The following is a 17518-nucleotide window of genomic DNA, read 5'->3' on the forward strand; positions in this document are numbered from 1 at the left end:
TTTGACTAAGGACGCACTATGACAAGCGCCAAAAAACAGTTGTTATTCAACGGATTTATGATGAACGTCGTCGGCCACGTTTCCGCTGGGCTGTGGCGACATCCGGACGATCGCGCAAGCGAGTACACCACCCTCGACTACTGGTTGCATATCGCCCGACTGCTGGACGACGCCGGATTTGACGCCATGTTTATCGCCGATGCGCTGGGACAAATTGACGTCTATCAGGGGAAGCCAGACGCGGCGCTGCGGACTGCCGCGCAGTCGCCGGTCAACGATCCTTTGCTGCTGGTTTCAGCGATGGCCGCCGCCACACGTCAGTTAGGCTTCGGTATTACGCTCTCGACCACCTATGAGCATCCGTATCTGCTGGCGCGCAAATTCACCACCCTTGATCACCTGACCAAAGGCCGGGTGGCGTGGAACATTGTCACCTCGGTGCTGGAATCCGCCGCCCGTAACCTCGGGCTGGAAAAACAGATGGATCATGACGAGCGCTATGAACGCGCGCAGGAGTTTCTTGAAGTCACCTACAAGCTGTGGGAAGGCTCATGGGAAGACGATGCCGTCCGCCGCGACCGCCACGCAGGAGTCTATACCGACCCGAGCAAAGTGCACCCTATCCGCCACCAGGGACGCTGGTTCACGGTGCCGGACGCACACCTCTCCGAGCCTAGCCCGCAGCGTACGCCGGTGCTGTTCCAGGCGGGCACCTCCGACCGCGGTCGCCTGTTTGCCGCACAGAATGCCGAAGTGGTGTTTCTCGGCGGCACTACGCCGCAGGCCATCGCCCAGAACATCGATAAAATTCGCACCCTGGCGCATCAACAGGGACGCGCCGCTGACGCCATTCGCTTTATTACCGCCATTAGCGTGGTGGTCGACGACGATGACAACAAGGCACACGCTAAATTCCAGGATTACCTCAGCTACGCCAGTCAGGAAGCCGCGCTGGCGCTGTTCTCCGCCTGGACCGGGGTGGACTGGTCCGGTTGGGCGCTGGATGAACCGCTCAAATACATCGAAACCAACGCCAGCCGCTCGGCGCTGGCCGGGCTGACCCGCATCGATGCCGAACGTCAGTGGACGGTGGGTGATATCAGCCGCTATATCGCCATCGGCGGCATTCACCCGACGCTGGTCGGCAGCCCGCAGACCGTGGCCGACGCGCTGGAGGCGTTTGCCGATGCATCTGGCGTCGACGGTTTCAACCTCGCCTACGCTATCAGTCCCGGCAGCTTTGAAGACTTTGTTCGCTGGGTGGTGCCTGAGCTTCAGGCGCGCGGGCGTATGCGTCGTGCCGACGGCGCGGCGCTCACCCTGCGCGAACGTTTACAGGGTGAGGGGCAGATAAAACTACGTGACGATCACCCCGGCACCCAATTCCGCCTTCTCGATACCCACTATGTGACGGAGGCGAAATGAGCATTCATCTGCATTGGTATCTGCCAACGAACGGCGACAGCCGGGGGATCGTTGGCGCGGGCGACGACTCGCAGCACATCAGCGGCATCGGCGGTCAGTTCCGCCCGGCGACGCTCGATTATCTGACCGATATCGCCCGCAGCGCTGAACGGCTGGGCTTTGAAGGCGTGCTCACGCCCACCGGTAGCTGGTGTGAAGATGCCTGGCTCTCAACCATGGCCATCAGTCAGCACACCGAACGGCTGAAATTTATCGTCGCGTTCCGCCCCGGCTTTATCTCGCCAACGCTTGCCGCGCACCAGGCCGCCAGCTTCCAACGCCTGACCGAAGGACGGTTGATGATCAATATCGTCACCGGCGGCGACCCGGTCGAGCAGCGCCGCTATGGCGACAGGCTGGATCACGACCAGCGCTACGCCCGCAGCGGCGAGTTTATTGCCGCCTTTAAAGGCGTTAGCCATGCCCGAAATAACGGCCAGCCATTCGACTTTCACGGCGAACACTATCAGTTAGAACAGGCCACCCTGCTGCCCTCGCCGTGGCCCGTCCCTCCCGTCTTTTTCGGCGGTTCCAGCCCAGCGGCACAGCAGGTTGCCGCCACGCAGGCGGATACCTGGATTAGCTGGGGTGAACCGCCTGAGCAGGTCGCCCCGCAGCTGGACATCGTGCGTTCGCTGGCGCGCGCTCAGGGTCGAACACCGAGCTTCGGCATTCGTTTTCACGTTATCAGCCGGGATACCGAAGAGGAGGCCTGGCGTGAAGCGGCGAGACTGCTGAACGGCATTACGCCGGAGCGCATCCGCAGTGCGCAAACCCTACTGGGGCGCACCGAATCCGTCGGTCAAAAGCGGATGAGCGCGCTGCTGGACGATATCTCCGCCGAACAAGTAAACCCGGAGAACGTTCGCCTGCTGGAGATTGCGCCCAACATCTGGAGCGGCTACGGGCTGGTGCGCGGCGGCGTCGGTACCGCCATTGTCGGCAGCCATCAGCAGGTGGCGGAGAAGATCCAGACCTTCCACAACATGGGCATTGAGCACTTTATTTTATCCGGTCAGCCGCACCTTGAAGAGGCTTACTGGTTTGCCGAGGGCGCAGGAGCCCTGCTACGTCGCAGCGGATTGCTGGCAACACCGTAATTAACCATAAAAACATCGCAAACAAGCACTCAGGAGAGAAACCATGAGCCACGCTCAGGACATTTATGCAGGACTTGATCACCAGGAATTTGCCCACTGGAAAGCGGTAGCCCAGGAGGTCGCGGATCGCCTGTACGCGACCTTACAGGAACGCGACCGGGCCAATAAGCACCCGTTTGAAGAGATTGACTGGCTGCGCCAGAGCGGCCTGCTGAAGCTGGCCGTGCCAAAATCACTCGGCGGTGGCGGCGCCAATCTGGTGCAGGCGCTTGAAATTGGCCGCATCATTTCCGCCGCCGACGGCTCGCTGGGCCAGCTCATCACCTACCACTACTCCAACGGCGTGTGGAGCTACATTCTCGGCAACCGCGAGCAGTGGGAGTTTATCGCCCGCGGCGTCGCCAACGACGGCTGGTTCCAGTCGAGCATCAGTAACCCGCGCGATCCGCGCCTGAAGCTGGAGTGGGACGGCAGCGACCTGTATGTCACCGGACGCCGCACCTTCGCGACCGGCGCGGCCGTCTCGCAGGTTATGACCATCGCCGTCTGGGTGGAAGACCAGCTGGTACAGTACCAGGTCACCGCCGACCAGCCGGGCATCACCTTTAATGACGACTGGGATAACCTCGGGCAGCGCCTGACCGCCAGCGGCACGCTGGAGTTTAACCGCCTGCGCCTACAGGAGAAGGATCGCCTGACCGGGCTGGAAGAGAAGCCGGAGAGTGCACAGCTGCGCAATGCCTTGCGCAACCAGTTCAGCCAGCTGATTTTCGTTCATTTCTATCTCGGCATTGCCGAAGGGGCGCTGAAGCAGGCCGCCGTCTACTTCCGCGACACCGTGCGCCCGTGGCCTGAATCCGGCGTGGAAAGCGCGCTGGAAGACCCGTACCACCGCCTGAAAGCGGGTGAACTCGCGTCCGATCTGGCCGCCGGAATTGCGCTGGCGGAAAAAACCGCTCAGGCCTTCCAGGATGCCTTCCACGCGGGCGACGATCTGACCGAAGCGCAGTGGGGCGAGCTGGCCCTGCTGACCGACCAGGCCAAGGTCATTGCCAACAACGTGGCGCTGAAAATCAGCCATGAAATCTATGAACTGACCGGCGGGCGCTCCACCAGCAACCAGTATGGGCTGGACGTTTTCTGGCGCAATGTGCGCACCCACACCCTGCACGACCCGGTGGCCTACCGCACCCGCGAAGTGGGCGATTATGTGTTAAGCGGCAAGCTGCCGACGCCGCGCGTTTACGCGCCGCCGAAGCGCTAAGGACATGACCATGCCGGAGATTCGGATTATCGACGACCCTGCGAATCTGCTCGCCGCTGCCGCCGTGTTTCGCCAGGCGATGTTTGGCCTGCCGGGTGGCGTTACGCCGGTTAGCGAGTGGGCTGAGCGCTACGTGGTGCCGGGAAGGGTCTACGGCGCCTGGCTCGACGGGCAACTGGTGGGCACTACCAACAGCTTCTCCAGCGAACTGACGCTGCCGGGCGGCCAGCGCGTGCCTCACGCCGCCGTCACCCACGTCGGCGTGTTACCACACATTAGCCGACGTGGCGTACTGCGAGCGCTGTTTGCGCGCCAGCTGGCGGATCTCCACCAGCAGGGCGTTGCCGTGGCCTCGCTGCGCGCCTCGCAGGGAACCCTCTACCGTCGCTTTGGCTACGGTGTCGCCACGGCGGTGCAGGATCTGCGCATTGATAAGCGTGAACTTCCCGCGCTGCCGGCGGCAGACGGCGACATCCGATTGCTTGTCGCCGCCGACGGCTGGGAGGTACTGCGGGATATCGTGGCCCGTTTTCCGCTCGCCCGCGCCGGTTCGCTCAGCCGCTGGCCGCAGTGGTGGGCGCTGCAGCAGCACCGGCTGGCGCACAGCAGCCTGAACCACTATGTGGCAGTCGTGCTGCGTCACGGCGAGCCGCAGGGTTTTGTTCGCTATCACGCCAGGGCCGAGGAAAACTGGCTCTACAGCACCGAGCGTACGCTGGTAGTGGACGATCTACACGCCGCCGACCCGCAGCTGGAAGCACAGCTACTGAGTTTTCTGCTCCAGCTCGACATCGCCCGCTACATCGAGCTGCCGCATCGCCCGGTGGATGATGCCCTGCCGCTGCTGCTGGACAACCCGCGGGCAGTACAACAGCACACCCAGGTTGATGAGAGCTGGCTACGGGTGATTGACCTCGAGCAAACGCTCAATGCCCGGCGCTATGGCGACGGCGACGCGGTCACGCTGGCGATTGACGATCCGTGGCTGCCTGCCAACCACGGCGTCTGGCGGCTGACCCCGGACGGCGTACAGCGCAGCGCCAGCCAGCCCGATATGTCACTCAGCATCGATAGCCTGGCGATGCTGCTGCTCGGCGAGTACACGCCGTGGCAGCTTGCTGCCGCCCGGCGTATCACCCTTCACCATACTCAGGCAGCCGCACGCTTAGCGCGTCTGCTGGCCTGTCATGAACATCCCTGGTCGGGGATCTTCTTCTAATTTTTCTGGAGATTTTTTTATGCACAGCATTCGTTGGCCCCTGATGGGCCACACGCTTTCCGTCGCCCTGTTACTGGGCACAGCGGCCCCGGCCTTAGCCGATGAGGCCGCTCCCCAGCCCGGCGGTACGCTGAAGATAGCCTCGCTACAGCCGGATCTGGACGCTTTTGATCCGCTGACCGGCTATTCGGTCGACTCCTGGGAGATCCTGCGGGCGGTCACCCGTCAACTGGTCACCTACCCCGGTTCGCCGAAAAGCCTGAAGGACGACACCACGCTGGTGGGCGATCTGGCAAAATCGTGGGACGTTAGCGCCGACGGTAAAACCTACACCTTCCATCTGCGCGACGGCATTCACTACGCCGGGCCGACCACTCGCCCGATTGTGGCTAAAGATTTTGTCTACGCCATCAAACGTTTCTGCGACCCAAACAAACAGGTGGCGGCGGTGAACTACTTCAACCTCGCCTTCTCCGGCTTTGCCGACTACTGCAAAGATTTCAGCAAAGTTGCCCCCGGCGATCTGGCGGCCAGCAAAGCGTATATCGACAGCCACGACATTGCTGGCGTCAGCGCGCCGGATGATAAAACGCTGGTGCTGCGCTCCGACAGCAAGAACTACGATTTCCTCAACATTCTGTCGATGAACTTCGTCACGCCGCTGCCGGAAGAGGTCGCCTCGCGCTATTTCCCGGACTCGCAGGAGTTTCGCAAAAACTTCCCGTCCAGCGGGCCATATGAGGTTGCAAGCTACGCCAGCGGGCAGAAGCTGGTGCTGAAAAAAGTCGCAAACTACAACCATGCAGAAGACCCGGCGCGTAAAGCCTGGGTGGACGCCATTGAAGTCAGCTTTACCGGCAACAACGAAGATAGCGTGATCCAGCGTATTCAGGCGGGCGATGCCGATTTATCGCTCTACCTCGACGTGCCGCCGCAGGCCGCCGTGCGCCAGTATCTGGTGCAAAAAAGCCCGAACCTGCACGCAGCCAACAGCGGCGCGGCAAACTTTATCGCCATCAACGCCCAGCCGCAGGCTAAAAGCGCTGGGGCGACGGCGCTGCGCAATCTGAAAGTCCGTCAGGCGCTGGCCTATGCGGTGAATAAAGCGCACCTGGTTCAGGCGCAGGGTGGGAAAATTGCTGCTCTGCCGCTGGGGCAAATCATCACCAGCACCCTGCTCGGCCACCAGACCTTTGATCCGTACGCCACGCCGGACAGCAAAGGTGACCCAGAGAAAGCCAAAGCGTTACTTAAGGAAGCCGGGCTTAACGAGGGGCTGGCACTGGATCTGGTCTACCGCGCCAATAATCAGTTCAGCACCCTGGCGGTGATCCTCAAAGAAGATCTGGCCCGCGCCGGTATTCGCCTGAACCTGATCCCGGTGCCGCCGCCGCAGTTTATGGCCTATCTGCAAAGCCCGGAAAACCGCTGGGATCTGGCGCTTGGACAGACCTCTCCTGACTGGCAAGGCCCGGCAACCCGCATGCTGCTCGGTGGCTGGCTGAACTCGGATGCCTCACCGTGCGGGCGCGGTAACGTGTACGCCATCTGCTACAGCAACGACAAACTGAATCAGCTGGCAAAACAGGCCTATGGTTCCGATAACCCGGGCCCTATCTGGCAGCAGGCCGACCAGTTGGTCTCCGCCGACCTGCCGTGGATCCCGCTGTTTGAGAAGCGCCGTATTGCAGTGACTTCTGACCGGGTGACCCACTGGACGTGGTCGTCACTGGCCACCCAGGCCGATATCACCAATATTGCGCTGAAGCCGTAACGGAGACGCGATGCCACTACTCAATGTACGCGACTTAACGATTGGCCTTGACCCGCGCACCGCGCTGGTCAGGGAGGTCGGTTTTCACGTTGAGCCAGGGGAAACCCTGGCTGTGGTCGGCGAATCAGGCTCAGGGAAGAGCCTGAGCCTGCTGGCGGTGCTGGGGCTGTTACCGTCAGAGATGCGTGTGCAGGGAGAAATTGTCTTTGATGACCTGCCGCTGCACACCTTCACGGCAAACCAGAAACGCCAGCTGCGCGGGGCGCAAATCGGCTACGTATCGCAGGATCCGCTCAGCAATTTACACCCGCTCAAAAGCGTGGGCCGGCAAATTGAAGAGGCTATCCTCGCCCACCAGCGGATGCGCCGTCGGGCGCTGCGGGCGCGGGTCGTCGCGCTGTTCGACGAGGTGGGCATCCGCGATGCCGCCCGTCGCTACCATGACCGTCCGGCGGCGTTCTCCGGCGGGCAGCGCCAGCGGGTGATGATCGCTATCGCCATTGCGCTCAACCCGAAGCTGATTATCGCCGACGAACCCACCACGGCGCTGGATGCCACCGTGCAGGCGTCGATTCTGCGCCTGCTCAAGCGCCTTCAGCAGCAGCACGGCTGCGCGCTGGTCTTTATCAGTCACAACCTGCGGGTGGTGGCGGATATCGCCGACCGCATTGCGGTGATGCAGCAGGGAAGGATTGTCGAGCAAGGTGCAACGTCGGCGCTGTTTAGCGCACCGACGCATGAATACACCCGTTCACTGCTGCAGGCGGGCTGGCATCCCCGTTCATCTTCGCCGGTTGGCGGCGGTGAAGAGAAGCCGTTGCTTGAGGTTCATCAGGCCTCGCGGCGTTTTGCCAAAGCGTCACAATGGTGGTCGCACTCGCCCACCGCTCCGGTACTGGATGACGTCAGCTTCACGCTGCATGAGGGGGAGATCCTCGGGCTGGTGGGCGAGTCGGGTTCTGGTAAAACCACGCTGGGACGGATTGTGGTCGGGCTCGATCGCGCCGACAGCGGGCACCTTACCTTCGCCGGTCAGCCCTGGCGGACGCCGGGCAGCCAGCATCCGGCTCGTCATGCGGTGCAGATGGTATTTCAGGATCCGTACAGCAGCCTCAACCCTCGTCGGCGCATCGATGATACGCTGGCGCAGCCGCTCCAGCTAACCGCCCTGCGCGAACAGGGCCAATCGCTGTCGCCCGCTGCGCTGCGAATAGCGGTGGCTGAGCTACTGGAGCAGGTTGAGCTACCGGCTTCTCTGGCCTCCCGCTATCCGTCGCAGCTTTCCGGCGGGCAGCGCCAGCGCGTGGTCATCGCCAGAGCGCTGGCCATGAAGCCCCGGCTTATCGTGGCCGACGAAGCGGTATCGGCCCTGGATATCACTACCCAGCATCGCATCATTACGCTGTTTAGCCGCCTGCGCGAGCGCTACGGCCTCTCCATTCTGTTTATCTCCCACGACCTCGACGCCGTGGCGGCGCTGTGCGACCGCGTGCTGGTGCTGCAATCCGGGAGGATTATCGAGCAGGGCAGCACTGAACAGATATTCCAGCAGCCGCAACAGCCGTGGACGCGCCAGCTGCTGGCGGCCATTCCGGGCCGTGCCTGGCTTGAAACGGAGGAGTTACGCTATGACGCAGCCATTGCTCTTTGATTCGCCAGCGCGGTCAGCCCTTGCGCTATGGCGACGGTTGTGGCACGAGCCCAGCGCCCGCTGGGGGCTGACGATCGTAGCACTGATGGTGCTGGCGGCGCTGGCGGCTCCGCTGGTCGCCGTCTGGCTGGGCCACGCGGAGACCGAGCAGTTTCGCGATAGCGCACTGTCGGACATGGGGATCCCCATTGGCCCCACCGCCGCCTTTCCGCTGGGCGCGGACGATAACGGTCGCGACGTGCTGGTGCGCACCCTTTATGGTACTCGCGTGTCGCTGTTTATCGCCGTGCCCGCCACCACGCTCGCCATGATAATTGGCCTGTTTGTTGGGCTGATTGGCGGCTATCGCGGCGGAAAAACCGATGCGCTCTGCCAGCAGTTAATAAACCTGGTGCTCTCCTTCCCGTTTGTGGTGACGGCGTTAAGCCTGCTGGCGCTCAATCAGGGCGGCGAGAGCGGGCCGCGCGTCGACCCGGTGTGGGTGGTTATTTTTGTGATTACCTTCTTCTCCTGGGGCTACTTCGCGAGGCTCAGCCGCGGGCTGGTGCTGGATCTGCGCCAGCAGGAGTTTGTCTCTGCCGCCGCGCTAATGGGGGTGTCGCCGTGGCGCATTTTATGGCGCGATATTGTCCCTGGCGTGCTGCCCACGATGGGCGTCTACTGGGCGATTCAGCTACCGACCAACATTATCGCCGAAGCCACCCTCTCCTTTTTGGGCGTGGGTATCCCGGCCCCTGCCGCCAGCCTTGGCAACATAATTGCCGACGTACAGCGTTCGGCCATGTACCAGGTGCAGCCCTGGTTTTTAGCCGCTCCGGCGCTGGCGCTGTTCCTGACGGTACTGGGTTTTAACTGCCTGAGCAGCGGCCTGCGCAACGTCCTCGACCCTCATCTGGAGCGCCGATCGTCATGACCTTCTTTTCGCTCATTAAAGCCCTACTGCGTACCGCCCTGACGTTGCTGCTGGTGCTGATTGTGGCCTTTGTGCTGACCCGCATCGCCTACCAGGACCCGGCGGTCATGCTGGCACCGCGCAACGCGACGCCGGAGGCTATCGAAGCCATTGCCCGCGCGCTGCACCTGAACGATCCCTGGTATCAGCAGTTGCGCTACTTCCTGCTGCGCGGCCCGGATATTCAGGGAGCGCCGGTTGGGATGCTGCACTGGCCGCCCGCGCTCGGCTATTCGTTCCGCTTTCAGACGCCGGTCACGCAGTTGATTCTGGAAAAGGTGCCCGTCACGCTGTCGTTAGCGCTGGGAGCGCTGGTCATCTGGACGGCGGTTTCGCTGCTGACGGGCGTACTGGCGGCACGCTACCGGGAGCGGTTTATCGACCGTCTACTGGCGCTCTTCGCTTACCTCGCGCTGTCGCTGCCGACGTTTCTCAGCGGGATGCTGATTATCTTCTTTCTGTTCTATCAGCTCTCGTTGCACAACATTGGCTGGTTTCCGGCGGGAGGATACGTGGCGTTTCACGACGACCCATGGCAGTGGGCGCGCCATCTGATCCTGCCGTGGCTCACGCTGGCGTTGGCGGAGATCGGCATTTTTCAGCGGGTGCTACGCAGCAGCATGCTCGATGTGCTGCATCGGGACTATATCCGTACCGCGCGGGCAAAAGGCGTTCGCGAATGGCGCGTCTATTTTGACCATGCGCTAAAACCGGCACTTAGCCCGGTGCTGATGCTCACCGGGCTGGAGCTGGCGGCCATTATGGGCGGTGCGATTGTCACCGAGAAGATGTTTGGCCTCGACGGCGTCGGGCGATTGGCCATCGATGCGGCGCTGGACGGCGACTTCCCGGTGGTGATCGGCACCACCATTTTCGCCGCCTGCGTGTTTATCGTCTGTAATTTACTGACCGACCTTATCCACGCCACGTTCTTGCGAAGCCATTCTCACTAACACGAAGCGGGGTGAGCCTCAGCGCTCTCCTCGCTTTGCCAGCCACACGGTATGCCCGCCGCACTCCGGGTCCTCCATTTTCATCTCCAGCACCGCAAAACCATGTTCCGCTAATCGTTCCCGATACGCTTCTGGCGCCAGGCTCGCGTGGAACAACGGTTCCCCTTCAAATTCCCCCATGGCGATGCCGTGACCGGTGCCGCTGGTGAACATCAAGGCGCTGCCGGGATGGCTATGACGGGCGAAGACGGAAAACATGCGACGCTGGTCATCCTGGGTGAGGTGGAAAAAGCTGTCCCAGGCAATCAGGCCGTCGAAGGTCTCAGCAAGATTTAGCGTCCGCATATCGTGGTGCAGCCATCGCTGTTCGGGAAAACGCGCACGGGCGCGGGTCAGCATCGCCGGTGCGCCATCTACCCCGGTCAATGCGCAGCCCTGCTGGATAAAATAGTCGGCAATCGGCAGACCGTTGCCGCAGCCAAGATCGAGCATTTTCCCGGTCGTCCCCATCGTCACCAGCAGCTTATCCAACCAGCGTTGTTCAAACAGCGTTCGTGAGCGTTGTTGGTAAAACGCTTCGGCGTGACGCTGATACAGGTCGAGAATAGTACGCGCAGCGGGATGGTCCATCTTGGGCCTCATGGTGGCAGAATGACGTGCTGAATTCACAGATTAGCCCATCTCATAGGCAAAAGTCCCCGTCTGGTTTTCATTCGTGCATTCCCTTTCCCCGCCGCGCCTCCAACAATGGCAGAGCATCTGTACACAACGAAAACGTGGAGAAAACCATGACTGAACAGCACGCCTCCCAGGACTGGCTCGACCTCAGCGGCAAGGTTTTTGCCGTCACCGGCGCGGCACTCCAGCACTCTCCCCGGAGGGGCAAGGGGATCGATTGGCGTTGCGGGTGAGTCTGGCACCGGTTTTCTCCCTCTCCCTTTCAGGCAGAGGGCCGGGGTGAGGATATTAGTTAAACAAACAATCAATGGAACGCTAATTATTTTCATATTGAATTGATAAGCATTATCAATTCAATATATTGTCGCCAGCTCTCTCCAGGATATTGGATATCCTGCATTTTTCGCCTCGGGACAGGCGGGAGGTTCACTGAATTTACCCTGTTCCATAAGGTTATCCGATGAATTCCAGCCTTGCCTCCAGCGCCGACTCCCCCGCGCTGGCGATTGCCGCCCGCTACCGTCGGGTGGTTATGCAGCGTTACCTGCTTGCCGGCGTGGTACTACTCTGCATCCTCTGCTCCCTGCTGCTTGATTTTACCCTCGGCCCCTCGGGCATCTCCGTATCGACGCTGTGGCAGACGCTGTTCCACGCCGACGCCGCCGATGCAGGCATCCGCGTGATTGTCTGGGAGCTGCGCTTACCGTTCGCGCTGATGGCGATTCTGGTCGGCATGGGCTTAGGGCTTGCCGGGGCAGAGATGCAGACCATCCTCAACAACCCGCTGGCCAGCCCGTTTACCCTCGGCGTCTCCTCTGCCGCTTCGTTCGGCGCGGCACTGGCAATTATTCTGGGGCTAGGCATTCCGGGCATTCCCGACCAGTGGTTTATCTCGGTGAACGCCTTTGTCTTTGCGCTGATGGCCTGCTTTATTCTCGACGGCATCAGCCGCTGGACGCGGGTTGCCACCTCTGGCGTGGTGCTGTTTGGCATCGCGCTGGTCTTCACCTTTAACGCGCTGATCTCCATTTTGCAGTTCGTCGCCAGCGAAGATACCTTGCAGGGTCTGGTGTTCTGGACGATGGGCAGCCTGGCGCGCGCCTCGTGGGACAAGCTGGCGATTCTGGCGGTGGCGCTGCTGATTATCACTCCGCTGTCATTGAAAAACGCCTGGAAGCTGACCGCGCTGCGCCTTGGTGAAGATCGCGCCGTCAGCTTTGGCATTAACGTACGTAAACTGCGTCTGGCAACGCTGCTGCGCATCAGCATTATCTCGGCGCTGACCGTGGCCTTCGTTGGCCCCATCGGCTTTATCGGCCTGGTCGCGCCGCACATTTCCCGCATGATGTTTGGCGAAGATCACCGCTTCTACCTGCCCGGCAGCATGCTGATTGGCGCGCTGGTGCTGTCTCTGGCGTCGGTGGTGTCTAAAAATATCGTCACCGGGGTCATTATTCCGGTGGGCATCGTGACCTCGCTGGTCGGCGTACCCTTCTTCCTGAGCATTATTATTCGCCACCGAGGAACGCTGTAATGGATGGCCTCTCTATTCGCGACCTCCATACCGGGTATGGCAAAAAGAAAATTATCGATGGCCTGACCACGCCGCTGCTGCCGCGCGGGAAGATTACCGCCCTGCTCGGCCCCAACGGTTCCGGCAAATCGACGCTGCTACGGGCACTGGCGGATCTCAACCCAGCGCAGGGCGTGCTGTCGCTGAACGACGAAGATCTGATGACGCTGATGCCCGCCAAACGCGCCCAGAAGGTGGTTTATCTGCCGCAGTCGCTGCCCGCCGGTGTGCATCTGCACGCGTTGGAGTCGGTTATCGTGGCGCGCCGCGCCAGCGGCTACCACGAAGGCAACGCCGAGCAGGAAGCCTACGCCATTCTGGAAAAACTCGGCGTCGCCCATCTGGCGATGCACTACCTCGACCAGCTCTCCGGGGGCCAGAAACAGCTGATTGGCCTGGCGCAGTCCCTGATTCGCCAACCGGATCTGCTGCTGCTTGATGAACCGCTGAGCGCCCTCGACCTCAACTTCCAGTTTCACGTGATGGATATCGTCGCCAGAGAGACGCGGCTGCGCAATATCGTCACGGTGGTGGTTATCCACGATATCAACATTGCTCTTCGCCACGCCGAATATGCCGTGATGCTGAAAAACGGTGCGCTGGTAGCAAGCGGCGTACCGGATGAAGTGGTGATTCCACAAAATCTGGCGACCGTTTACGGCGTGCGTGGCCGGGTCGAACATTGTTCACAAGGGCTGCCGCACGTGGTGGTCGATGGGTTAACGACATAACAATAATCGTAAGACGGGGAAATCATGACGATGAAGAAGGCACTACTAGGCGCAGCGCTGCTGCTTTCACCGCTGCTGGCGATGGCGGGTAACTGGCCGGTCACGGTCAAGGATATGGACAACCGGACGGTCACGGTAACGCAGGAGCCGCAGCGCATTATTCTGCAGGACGGTCGCGATATTCTGACGCTGGCGGTGCTTGAGCGCGACAATCCGTTCGCCAAAGTGGTGGCGTGGAACAACCTGCCGAAAAAGCAGGATACCGAAACCTGGAACGTGCTGAAGCGTAAATGGCCCGAGGCGGATAAGATCCTCGATATGAAATTCTCCGACCAGGGCAACGTTGACCTGGAGACGGTGATCTCTCGCCACCCGGATCTGATGATTGCCCAGCTGCGCGCTAAGCCATCGCTGGTGCAAAGCGGCGTGCTGGCGAAGCTCGAGGCGCTCCACGTGCCGGTCGTTTTCGTTGACTACGAACTGCATCCGGTTGAGAACACCATGCCAAGCATCGCGATGCTCGGCAAAGTGCTCGGTCAGAGCGACCGCGCGCAGGCCTATATCAACTTCTATCAGCAGCGCCTGGACACTATTCATCAGCGCCTGGCTAAGGTTGAGAAGAAGCCATTAGTGTTTATCGAGCCGATTGCCGGGGTTGCCGGGCTGGATAACGGCTGCTGCTTCACTCATGCGCGCAACGGCTGGGGCGGTCTGGTCGAAGCCGCAGGCGGCGTGAACATTGGTTCGCAACTGCTGCCGGGCGCAACCGGCAATATCTCGGTGGAGAAAATCATCTCCATGAATCCTGACTACTATCTGATGACCGGCTCTAAACGCCCGGGCAAAGGCACGGCGATTATTCCGTTCGGCTACAACGTGCCGGAAAGCGATGTGGTCAGCGCCTTTAACGCGCTGCTGGCGCGTCAGGGTGTGAGCAGCATTCCGGCGGTTGTCGCAGGGCATACCGGGGCGCTGTATCACCACTTCTATAACAACCCGTACAACATTATCGCTATTGAGACGCTGAGTAAGATTTTCTATCCAACGCAGTTTAAAGATGTCGATCCTCTGGCAGATTACCATCAGCTGATTACCCAATTCACCCATATTCCGGATGATAAGGTGATTCTGAGCTATACGCCTGGGAAGTAAAAAACGCGTGGCGTCAGTGAAATTTTTCACTGACGCCTTTTTATTCTATTTTACCGATCAACGATCGCTATTCTGAAATCGCTGTTAACGTCGGTTATATTCAGCTAAAATAATAATAAAGGCAGTGACTATCATTCGATAAACAGTAGTACTAAACCCTATACCAAATAGGTAATAAATTTAAAATAGCGTTAAAAATAAAACACTAGCCCTCCCCACTTTATCTTTATATATCATGGTGATTTGCAGGTTTTAATATTTTCAAAACAACCGTAAACTCACAATATATCGCGTAAATTGATATGTATCAGTTTCAAATTAATTCCCTATAGAAACCATCAAACTTGATTTTGGTCAACTCCCTGCCAGGTTATAAAATGCATTTTATAGCGCTCTTTTATTGACTGGGTGAATGACTAATTGGTTTTAAGACTTGAACAGATGTTTAGCAGGCCATCAAGCCTGTGGGGTTGGTTGATGTGTAATGCCCTGAACGGCATTGCGATCGTTATCTGCTTTGCCTCCATTAGCGCCGTTATCGGTATCAGAGAAGGCGTCTGGCATATTGTCATCACCGTCGCCATTATTATTTCAGCATTTTATAGCGCTAACTATTTCGCCGCCCTGGAATCACGTAATGATTCCCGCCGTTATTATTTACTGGTGTGGGTGATTATCACTATCGCAACTAACTTTATTCGCGTCTGGGGCTAATCCCTACGCTGCATAAAATACACAACGCACAACAATAAGGATTTACGCCTTGACTTTGGCAATGATTTTTATCCTCATCAATAACCATAAAGGGCTGTCGGCACTGCTGCTGCTGATTATTCTGGCGCTGTTCTGGATACTTGGCCCACGGATGAGAAAGCTACTGGGCGACATTAAAGATCCGTCCTGATGGCTTGATGGGTTACCGATGCGCCCGCATCGGTAACCCATCACCACCATTAGCCCATCGCGCTGCACTGGCAGCCAATTTTAATGCTCGCAAACTTATACGCCGCCGCGAGATAAAATAGCGCAATCGCAAAACCGACGATCGGATAGAACAACAGGCTAAATAGCGCGACGACCAGAATATGCCCCACACCCGCCATCAAAAAACCACGACGCTTTAAGCGCAGTCGGCCATAAGAAAAGACAAACGCCAGGTAGGCGATGATAAACAGCACAATCACCAGTTTGAACGATAAAAACTGCACCGAGAAATTCATCCCAGCGACGCCCAGATGCGGCAGTACAAGAAGCACAAACAGGGTGAAAAAGAGCAGCGAGGCGAGCTTGACCCACGCCATTACGCCCTTCCAGAAAGAGATACGCGTCATGATGAAATCCTTAATTCAAAAATAAGCGGCGTTGAAGCATGTCGAATAACCTCAACGCCGGGAAGGTATCGCTACACCGGAATATTGCCCGGAGAGTAGCCCGGCAGTCGACGAGCCGGGAGAATGGCCAGCGCGGAGATCAGCGCCATGATCAGGATCCCGAGCTTCAGCGCCTTCAGTCTGGAAGCCTCGTTGATGTCCATCGCTTCCTGCACCTGCGCAGGCGTCGCCGAGGTATTTTCCAGCACCGTCGCCAGACGTTCGTTGCTGACAAAGTTGATGTTATCCAGATTCACCTCCGCCTGAAGCTCGGCGGTGACCACCGGCGAGGCCACCACGCTTTTCATCACGCTGGCACTGAGCAAGCCAACCAGCAGCGCGCCCGCCACCGCCGTACCAATGGCGTTTGCCAGGTTGCTGGTCGTGCCGCGAAGCGCCCCTACGTCGCTTGCCAGCGATTTAGGTGAGGAGCTGACCAGCACGTTGAACACCAGCGTGACCAGCGCCCCCTGCCCCATGCCGAAGACAATCAGCCCCACCATCACCGGCCATTCACTCCAGTTATTGGTGACAACCCAGGAGAGCCAGACCAGCGCCGCGCAGCAGACGATGAACCCCGAGGTGGCAATCTGTTTCGGCGTAAATTTGTCGTACAACTTAATCACCAACAGCGCGGAGAAGAACACCGACAGGTTGAACGGCAGCATCGCCACGGTGGTCGCCATCGGCGTGCGTCCCTGCACAATCTGGATATACAGCGGCACGGTGAAGTTCAGCATTGCTTCCAGCGCCACCACGGCGAACATCACGATGACGGCGGCTTTCTCGGACGGCGAGTCCATCACTTCCAGCGCAATCAGCGGCGTGCGGCCGCGCTGTTTGATATGACGGTTCCACATCACAAACCCTTGCAGCAGGATAAAGCCCACCACAATCATCACCGGCGCGGGTGACAGACCGTTCAGGGTAAACGGCGCGGCGGGTTTCGCCATCAGGCCACCCCAGCCGTTCAGGTTATTGAAGCCCAGCGAGAGCAGTACAATAGCGCTGGCAGCCAGCAGCAGGCCAATCACGTCTATCTGCACGCTCGGGTCGCCTTCATCTTTACGCAGACGGAAGCTCAGCGCAAAAGTGATAAGCGCGAGGACAATCATTACGGCAAACACCGGGCGCCAGCCGATCCAGGTGCCAAAGACACCGCCAATCAGAAATGCCGCCACGCCGGCGCCCGCACGGGCGGAGCCGAGCGAGCCCAGCGCTGTCGCCTGCTGCTTGCCCTTGTAGTTTTCCGCAATCAGCGCCACCAGCGCTGGTACCAGCGCGGCTGCAGTAAGCCCGCAAAGCGCCTGCGCGGCAATCATGGTCTGTACGTTCTGGCTGATGACCATGAAAATCTGCGCGCCGCCAAAGACCAGCACAGACACGCGAAAGACGATAACCGGGCCAAAGCGCTGGCTGAGCTTAGAGCCGGCCATCACAAACGCGGCGACGGAGAGCGAGTACATAATAATGCCGGTGGCAATATCGGTTGGCGGCACGTTAAAGCTGTTGACCATACCGCTAAGCGCGACCGGAAGCGACGCGACGTTGAATGACATCAACACCTGGGCCAGCGCGATGGCGATCATCGGCGCCCAGGAGCGCTGCTGTTGTTCTGCGGTTATTGTACTCATCGG

At 59.6% G+C, this 17518-nt stretch carries 17 protein-coding genes; 14 read left to right on the top strand and 3 right to left on the bottom strand.

Features of this window, described 5'->3' with window-relative positions; all coding sequences use genetic code 11:
• Positions 1 to 18 precede the first annotated feature (18 nt).
• The 8 genes from V6940_RS09995 to V6940_RS10030 are packed head-to-tail and all read left to right on the top strand — an operon-like array spanning position 19 to position 10377.
• Positions 19 to 1425 carry an LLM class flavin-dependent oxidoreductase gene (locus V6940_RS09995; RefSeq protein ID WP_333495734.1) on the top strand — a complete coding sequence of 469 codons (1407 nt, stop codon included), beginning with the start codon at positions 19 to 21 and terminating at the stop codon, positions 1423 to 1425.
• The gene (locus V6940_RS10000) at positions 1422 to 2564 is read left to right on the top strand and encodes an LLM class flavin-dependent oxidoreductase (RefSeq protein WP_333495735.1); all 1143 of its coding nucleotides are present in this window, start codon (positions 1422 to 1424) and stop codon (positions 2562 to 2564) included. The genes V6940_RS09995 and V6940_RS10000 overlap by 4 nt, the downstream gene beginning before the upstream one ends.
• Positions 2565 to 2607: 43 nt before the next feature.
• A complete protein-coding gene (locus V6940_RS10005; RefSeq protein ID WP_333495736.1) occupies positions 2608 to 3828 on the top strand; it encodes an acyl-CoA dehydrogenase family protein in 1221 nt (406 codons plus the stop codon).
• Positions 3829 to 3838: 10 nt separating this feature from the next.
• The gene (locus V6940_RS10010) at positions 3839 to 5047 is read left to right on the top strand and encodes a GNAT family N-acetyltransferase (protein ID WP_333495737.1); all 1209 of its coding nucleotides are present in this window, start codon (positions 3839 to 3841) and stop codon (positions 5045 to 5047) included.
• A gap of 19 nt (positions 5048 to 5066) precedes the next feature.
• Positions 5067 to 6821, top strand: coding sequence for an ABC transporter substrate-binding protein (locus tag V6940_RS10015; protein ID WP_333495738.1), 1755 nt, complete (start codon positions 5067 to 5069; stop codon positions 6819 to 6821).
• Positions 6822 to 6831: 10 nt separating this feature from the next.
• Complete coding sequence (locus tag V6940_RS10020) at positions 6832 to 8472, top strand: ABC transporter ATP-binding protein (protein WP_333495739.1); 1641 nt, start codon at positions 6832 to 6834, stop codon at positions 8470 to 8472.
• Complete coding sequence (locus V6940_RS10025) at positions 8450 to 9385, top strand: ABC transporter permease (protein WP_333495740.1); 936 nt, start codon at positions 8450 to 8452, stop codon at positions 9383 to 9385. Before V6940_RS10020 ends, V6940_RS10025 begins: the two co-directional genes overlap by 23 nt.
• Positions 9382 to 10377 (top strand): ABC transporter permease, encoded by a 996-nt coding sequence (locus V6940_RS10030; RefSeq protein ID WP_333495741.1) that lies wholly within the window; start codon positions 9382 to 9384, stop codon positions 10375 to 10377. Before V6940_RS10025 ends, V6940_RS10030 begins: the two co-directional genes overlap by 4 nt.
• A gap of 18 nt (positions 10378 to 10395) precedes the next feature.
• Here V6940_RS10030 and V6940_RS10035 read toward each other — a convergent pair whose 3' ends face one another.
• On the bottom strand, positions 10396 to 11007 hold the full coding sequence (locus V6940_RS10035; RefSeq protein ID WP_333495742.1) for a class I SAM-dependent DNA methyltransferase: 612 nt from the start codon (positions 11005 to 11007) through the stop codon (positions 10396 to 10398).
• A gap of 158 nt (positions 11008 to 11165) precedes the next feature.
• On the opposite strand from V6940_RS10035, the gene V6940_RS10040 reads away from it, so the two are divergent.
• From V6940_RS10040 to V6940_RS10065, 6 genes are all read left to right on the top strand, one after another.
• A complete protein-coding gene (locus tag V6940_RS10040; protein WP_333495743.1) occupies positions 11166 to 11288 on the top strand; it encodes a hypothetical protein in 123 nt (40 codons plus the stop codon).
• Positions 11289 to 11587: 299 nt separating this feature from the next.
• The gene (locus tag V6940_RS10045; protein ID WP_442910808.1) at positions 11588 to 12589 is read left to right on the top strand and encodes a FecCD family ABC transporter permease; all 1002 of its coding nucleotides are present in this window, start codon (positions 11588 to 11590) and stop codon (positions 12587 to 12589) included.
• Positions 12589 to 13359, top strand: coding sequence for an ABC transporter ATP-binding protein (locus tag V6940_RS10050; protein ID WP_333495745.1), 771 nt, complete (start codon positions 12589 to 12591; stop codon positions 13357 to 13359). Before V6940_RS10045 ends, V6940_RS10050 begins: the two co-directional genes overlap by 1 nt.
• 24 nt (positions 13360 to 13383) lie before the next feature.
• Positions 13384 to 14511 carry an ABC transporter substrate-binding protein gene (locus tag V6940_RS10055; protein WP_220439829.1) on the top strand — a complete coding sequence of 376 codons (1128 nt, stop codon included), beginning with the start codon at positions 13384 to 13386 and terminating at the stop codon, positions 14509 to 14511.
• Between the two features lie 477 nt (positions 14512 to 14988).
• Positions 14989 to 15225, top strand: coding sequence for a hypothetical protein (locus V6940_RS10060; protein WP_185666515.1), 237 nt, complete (start codon positions 14989 to 14991; stop codon positions 15223 to 15225).
• Between the two features lie 49 nt (positions 15226 to 15274).
• The gene (locus V6940_RS10065) at positions 15275 to 15415 is read left to right on the top strand and encodes a hypothetical protein (RefSeq protein WP_333495746.1); all 141 of its coding nucleotides are present in this window, start codon (positions 15275 to 15277) and stop codon (positions 15413 to 15415) included.
• Between the two features lie 49 nt (positions 15416 to 15464).
• Here V6940_RS10065 and V6940_RS10070 read toward each other — a convergent pair whose 3' ends face one another.
• Both V6940_RS10070 and V6940_RS10075 read right to left on the bottom strand, forming a co-directional pair.
• Positions 15465 to 15842: a hypothetical protein gene (locus V6940_RS10070; RefSeq protein WP_333495747.1), complete on the bottom strand. Its 378-nt coding sequence runs from the start codon at positions 15840 to 15842 to the stop codon at positions 15465 to 15467.
• Between the two features lie 71 nt (positions 15843 to 15913).
• Positions 15914 to 17515 (bottom strand): MFS transporter, encoded by a 1602-nt coding sequence (locus tag V6940_RS10075; RefSeq protein ID WP_333495748.1) that lies wholly within the window; start codon positions 17513 to 17515, stop codon positions 15914 to 15916.
• Positions 17516 to 17518 lie beyond the last annotated feature (3 nt).

Source organism: Kluyvera sp. CHPC 1.251 (assembly GCF_036759945.1).
Taxonomy (GTDB): domain Bacteria; phylum Pseudomonadota; class Gammaproteobacteria; order Enterobacterales; family Enterobacteriaceae; genus Kluyvera; species Kluyvera sichuanensis.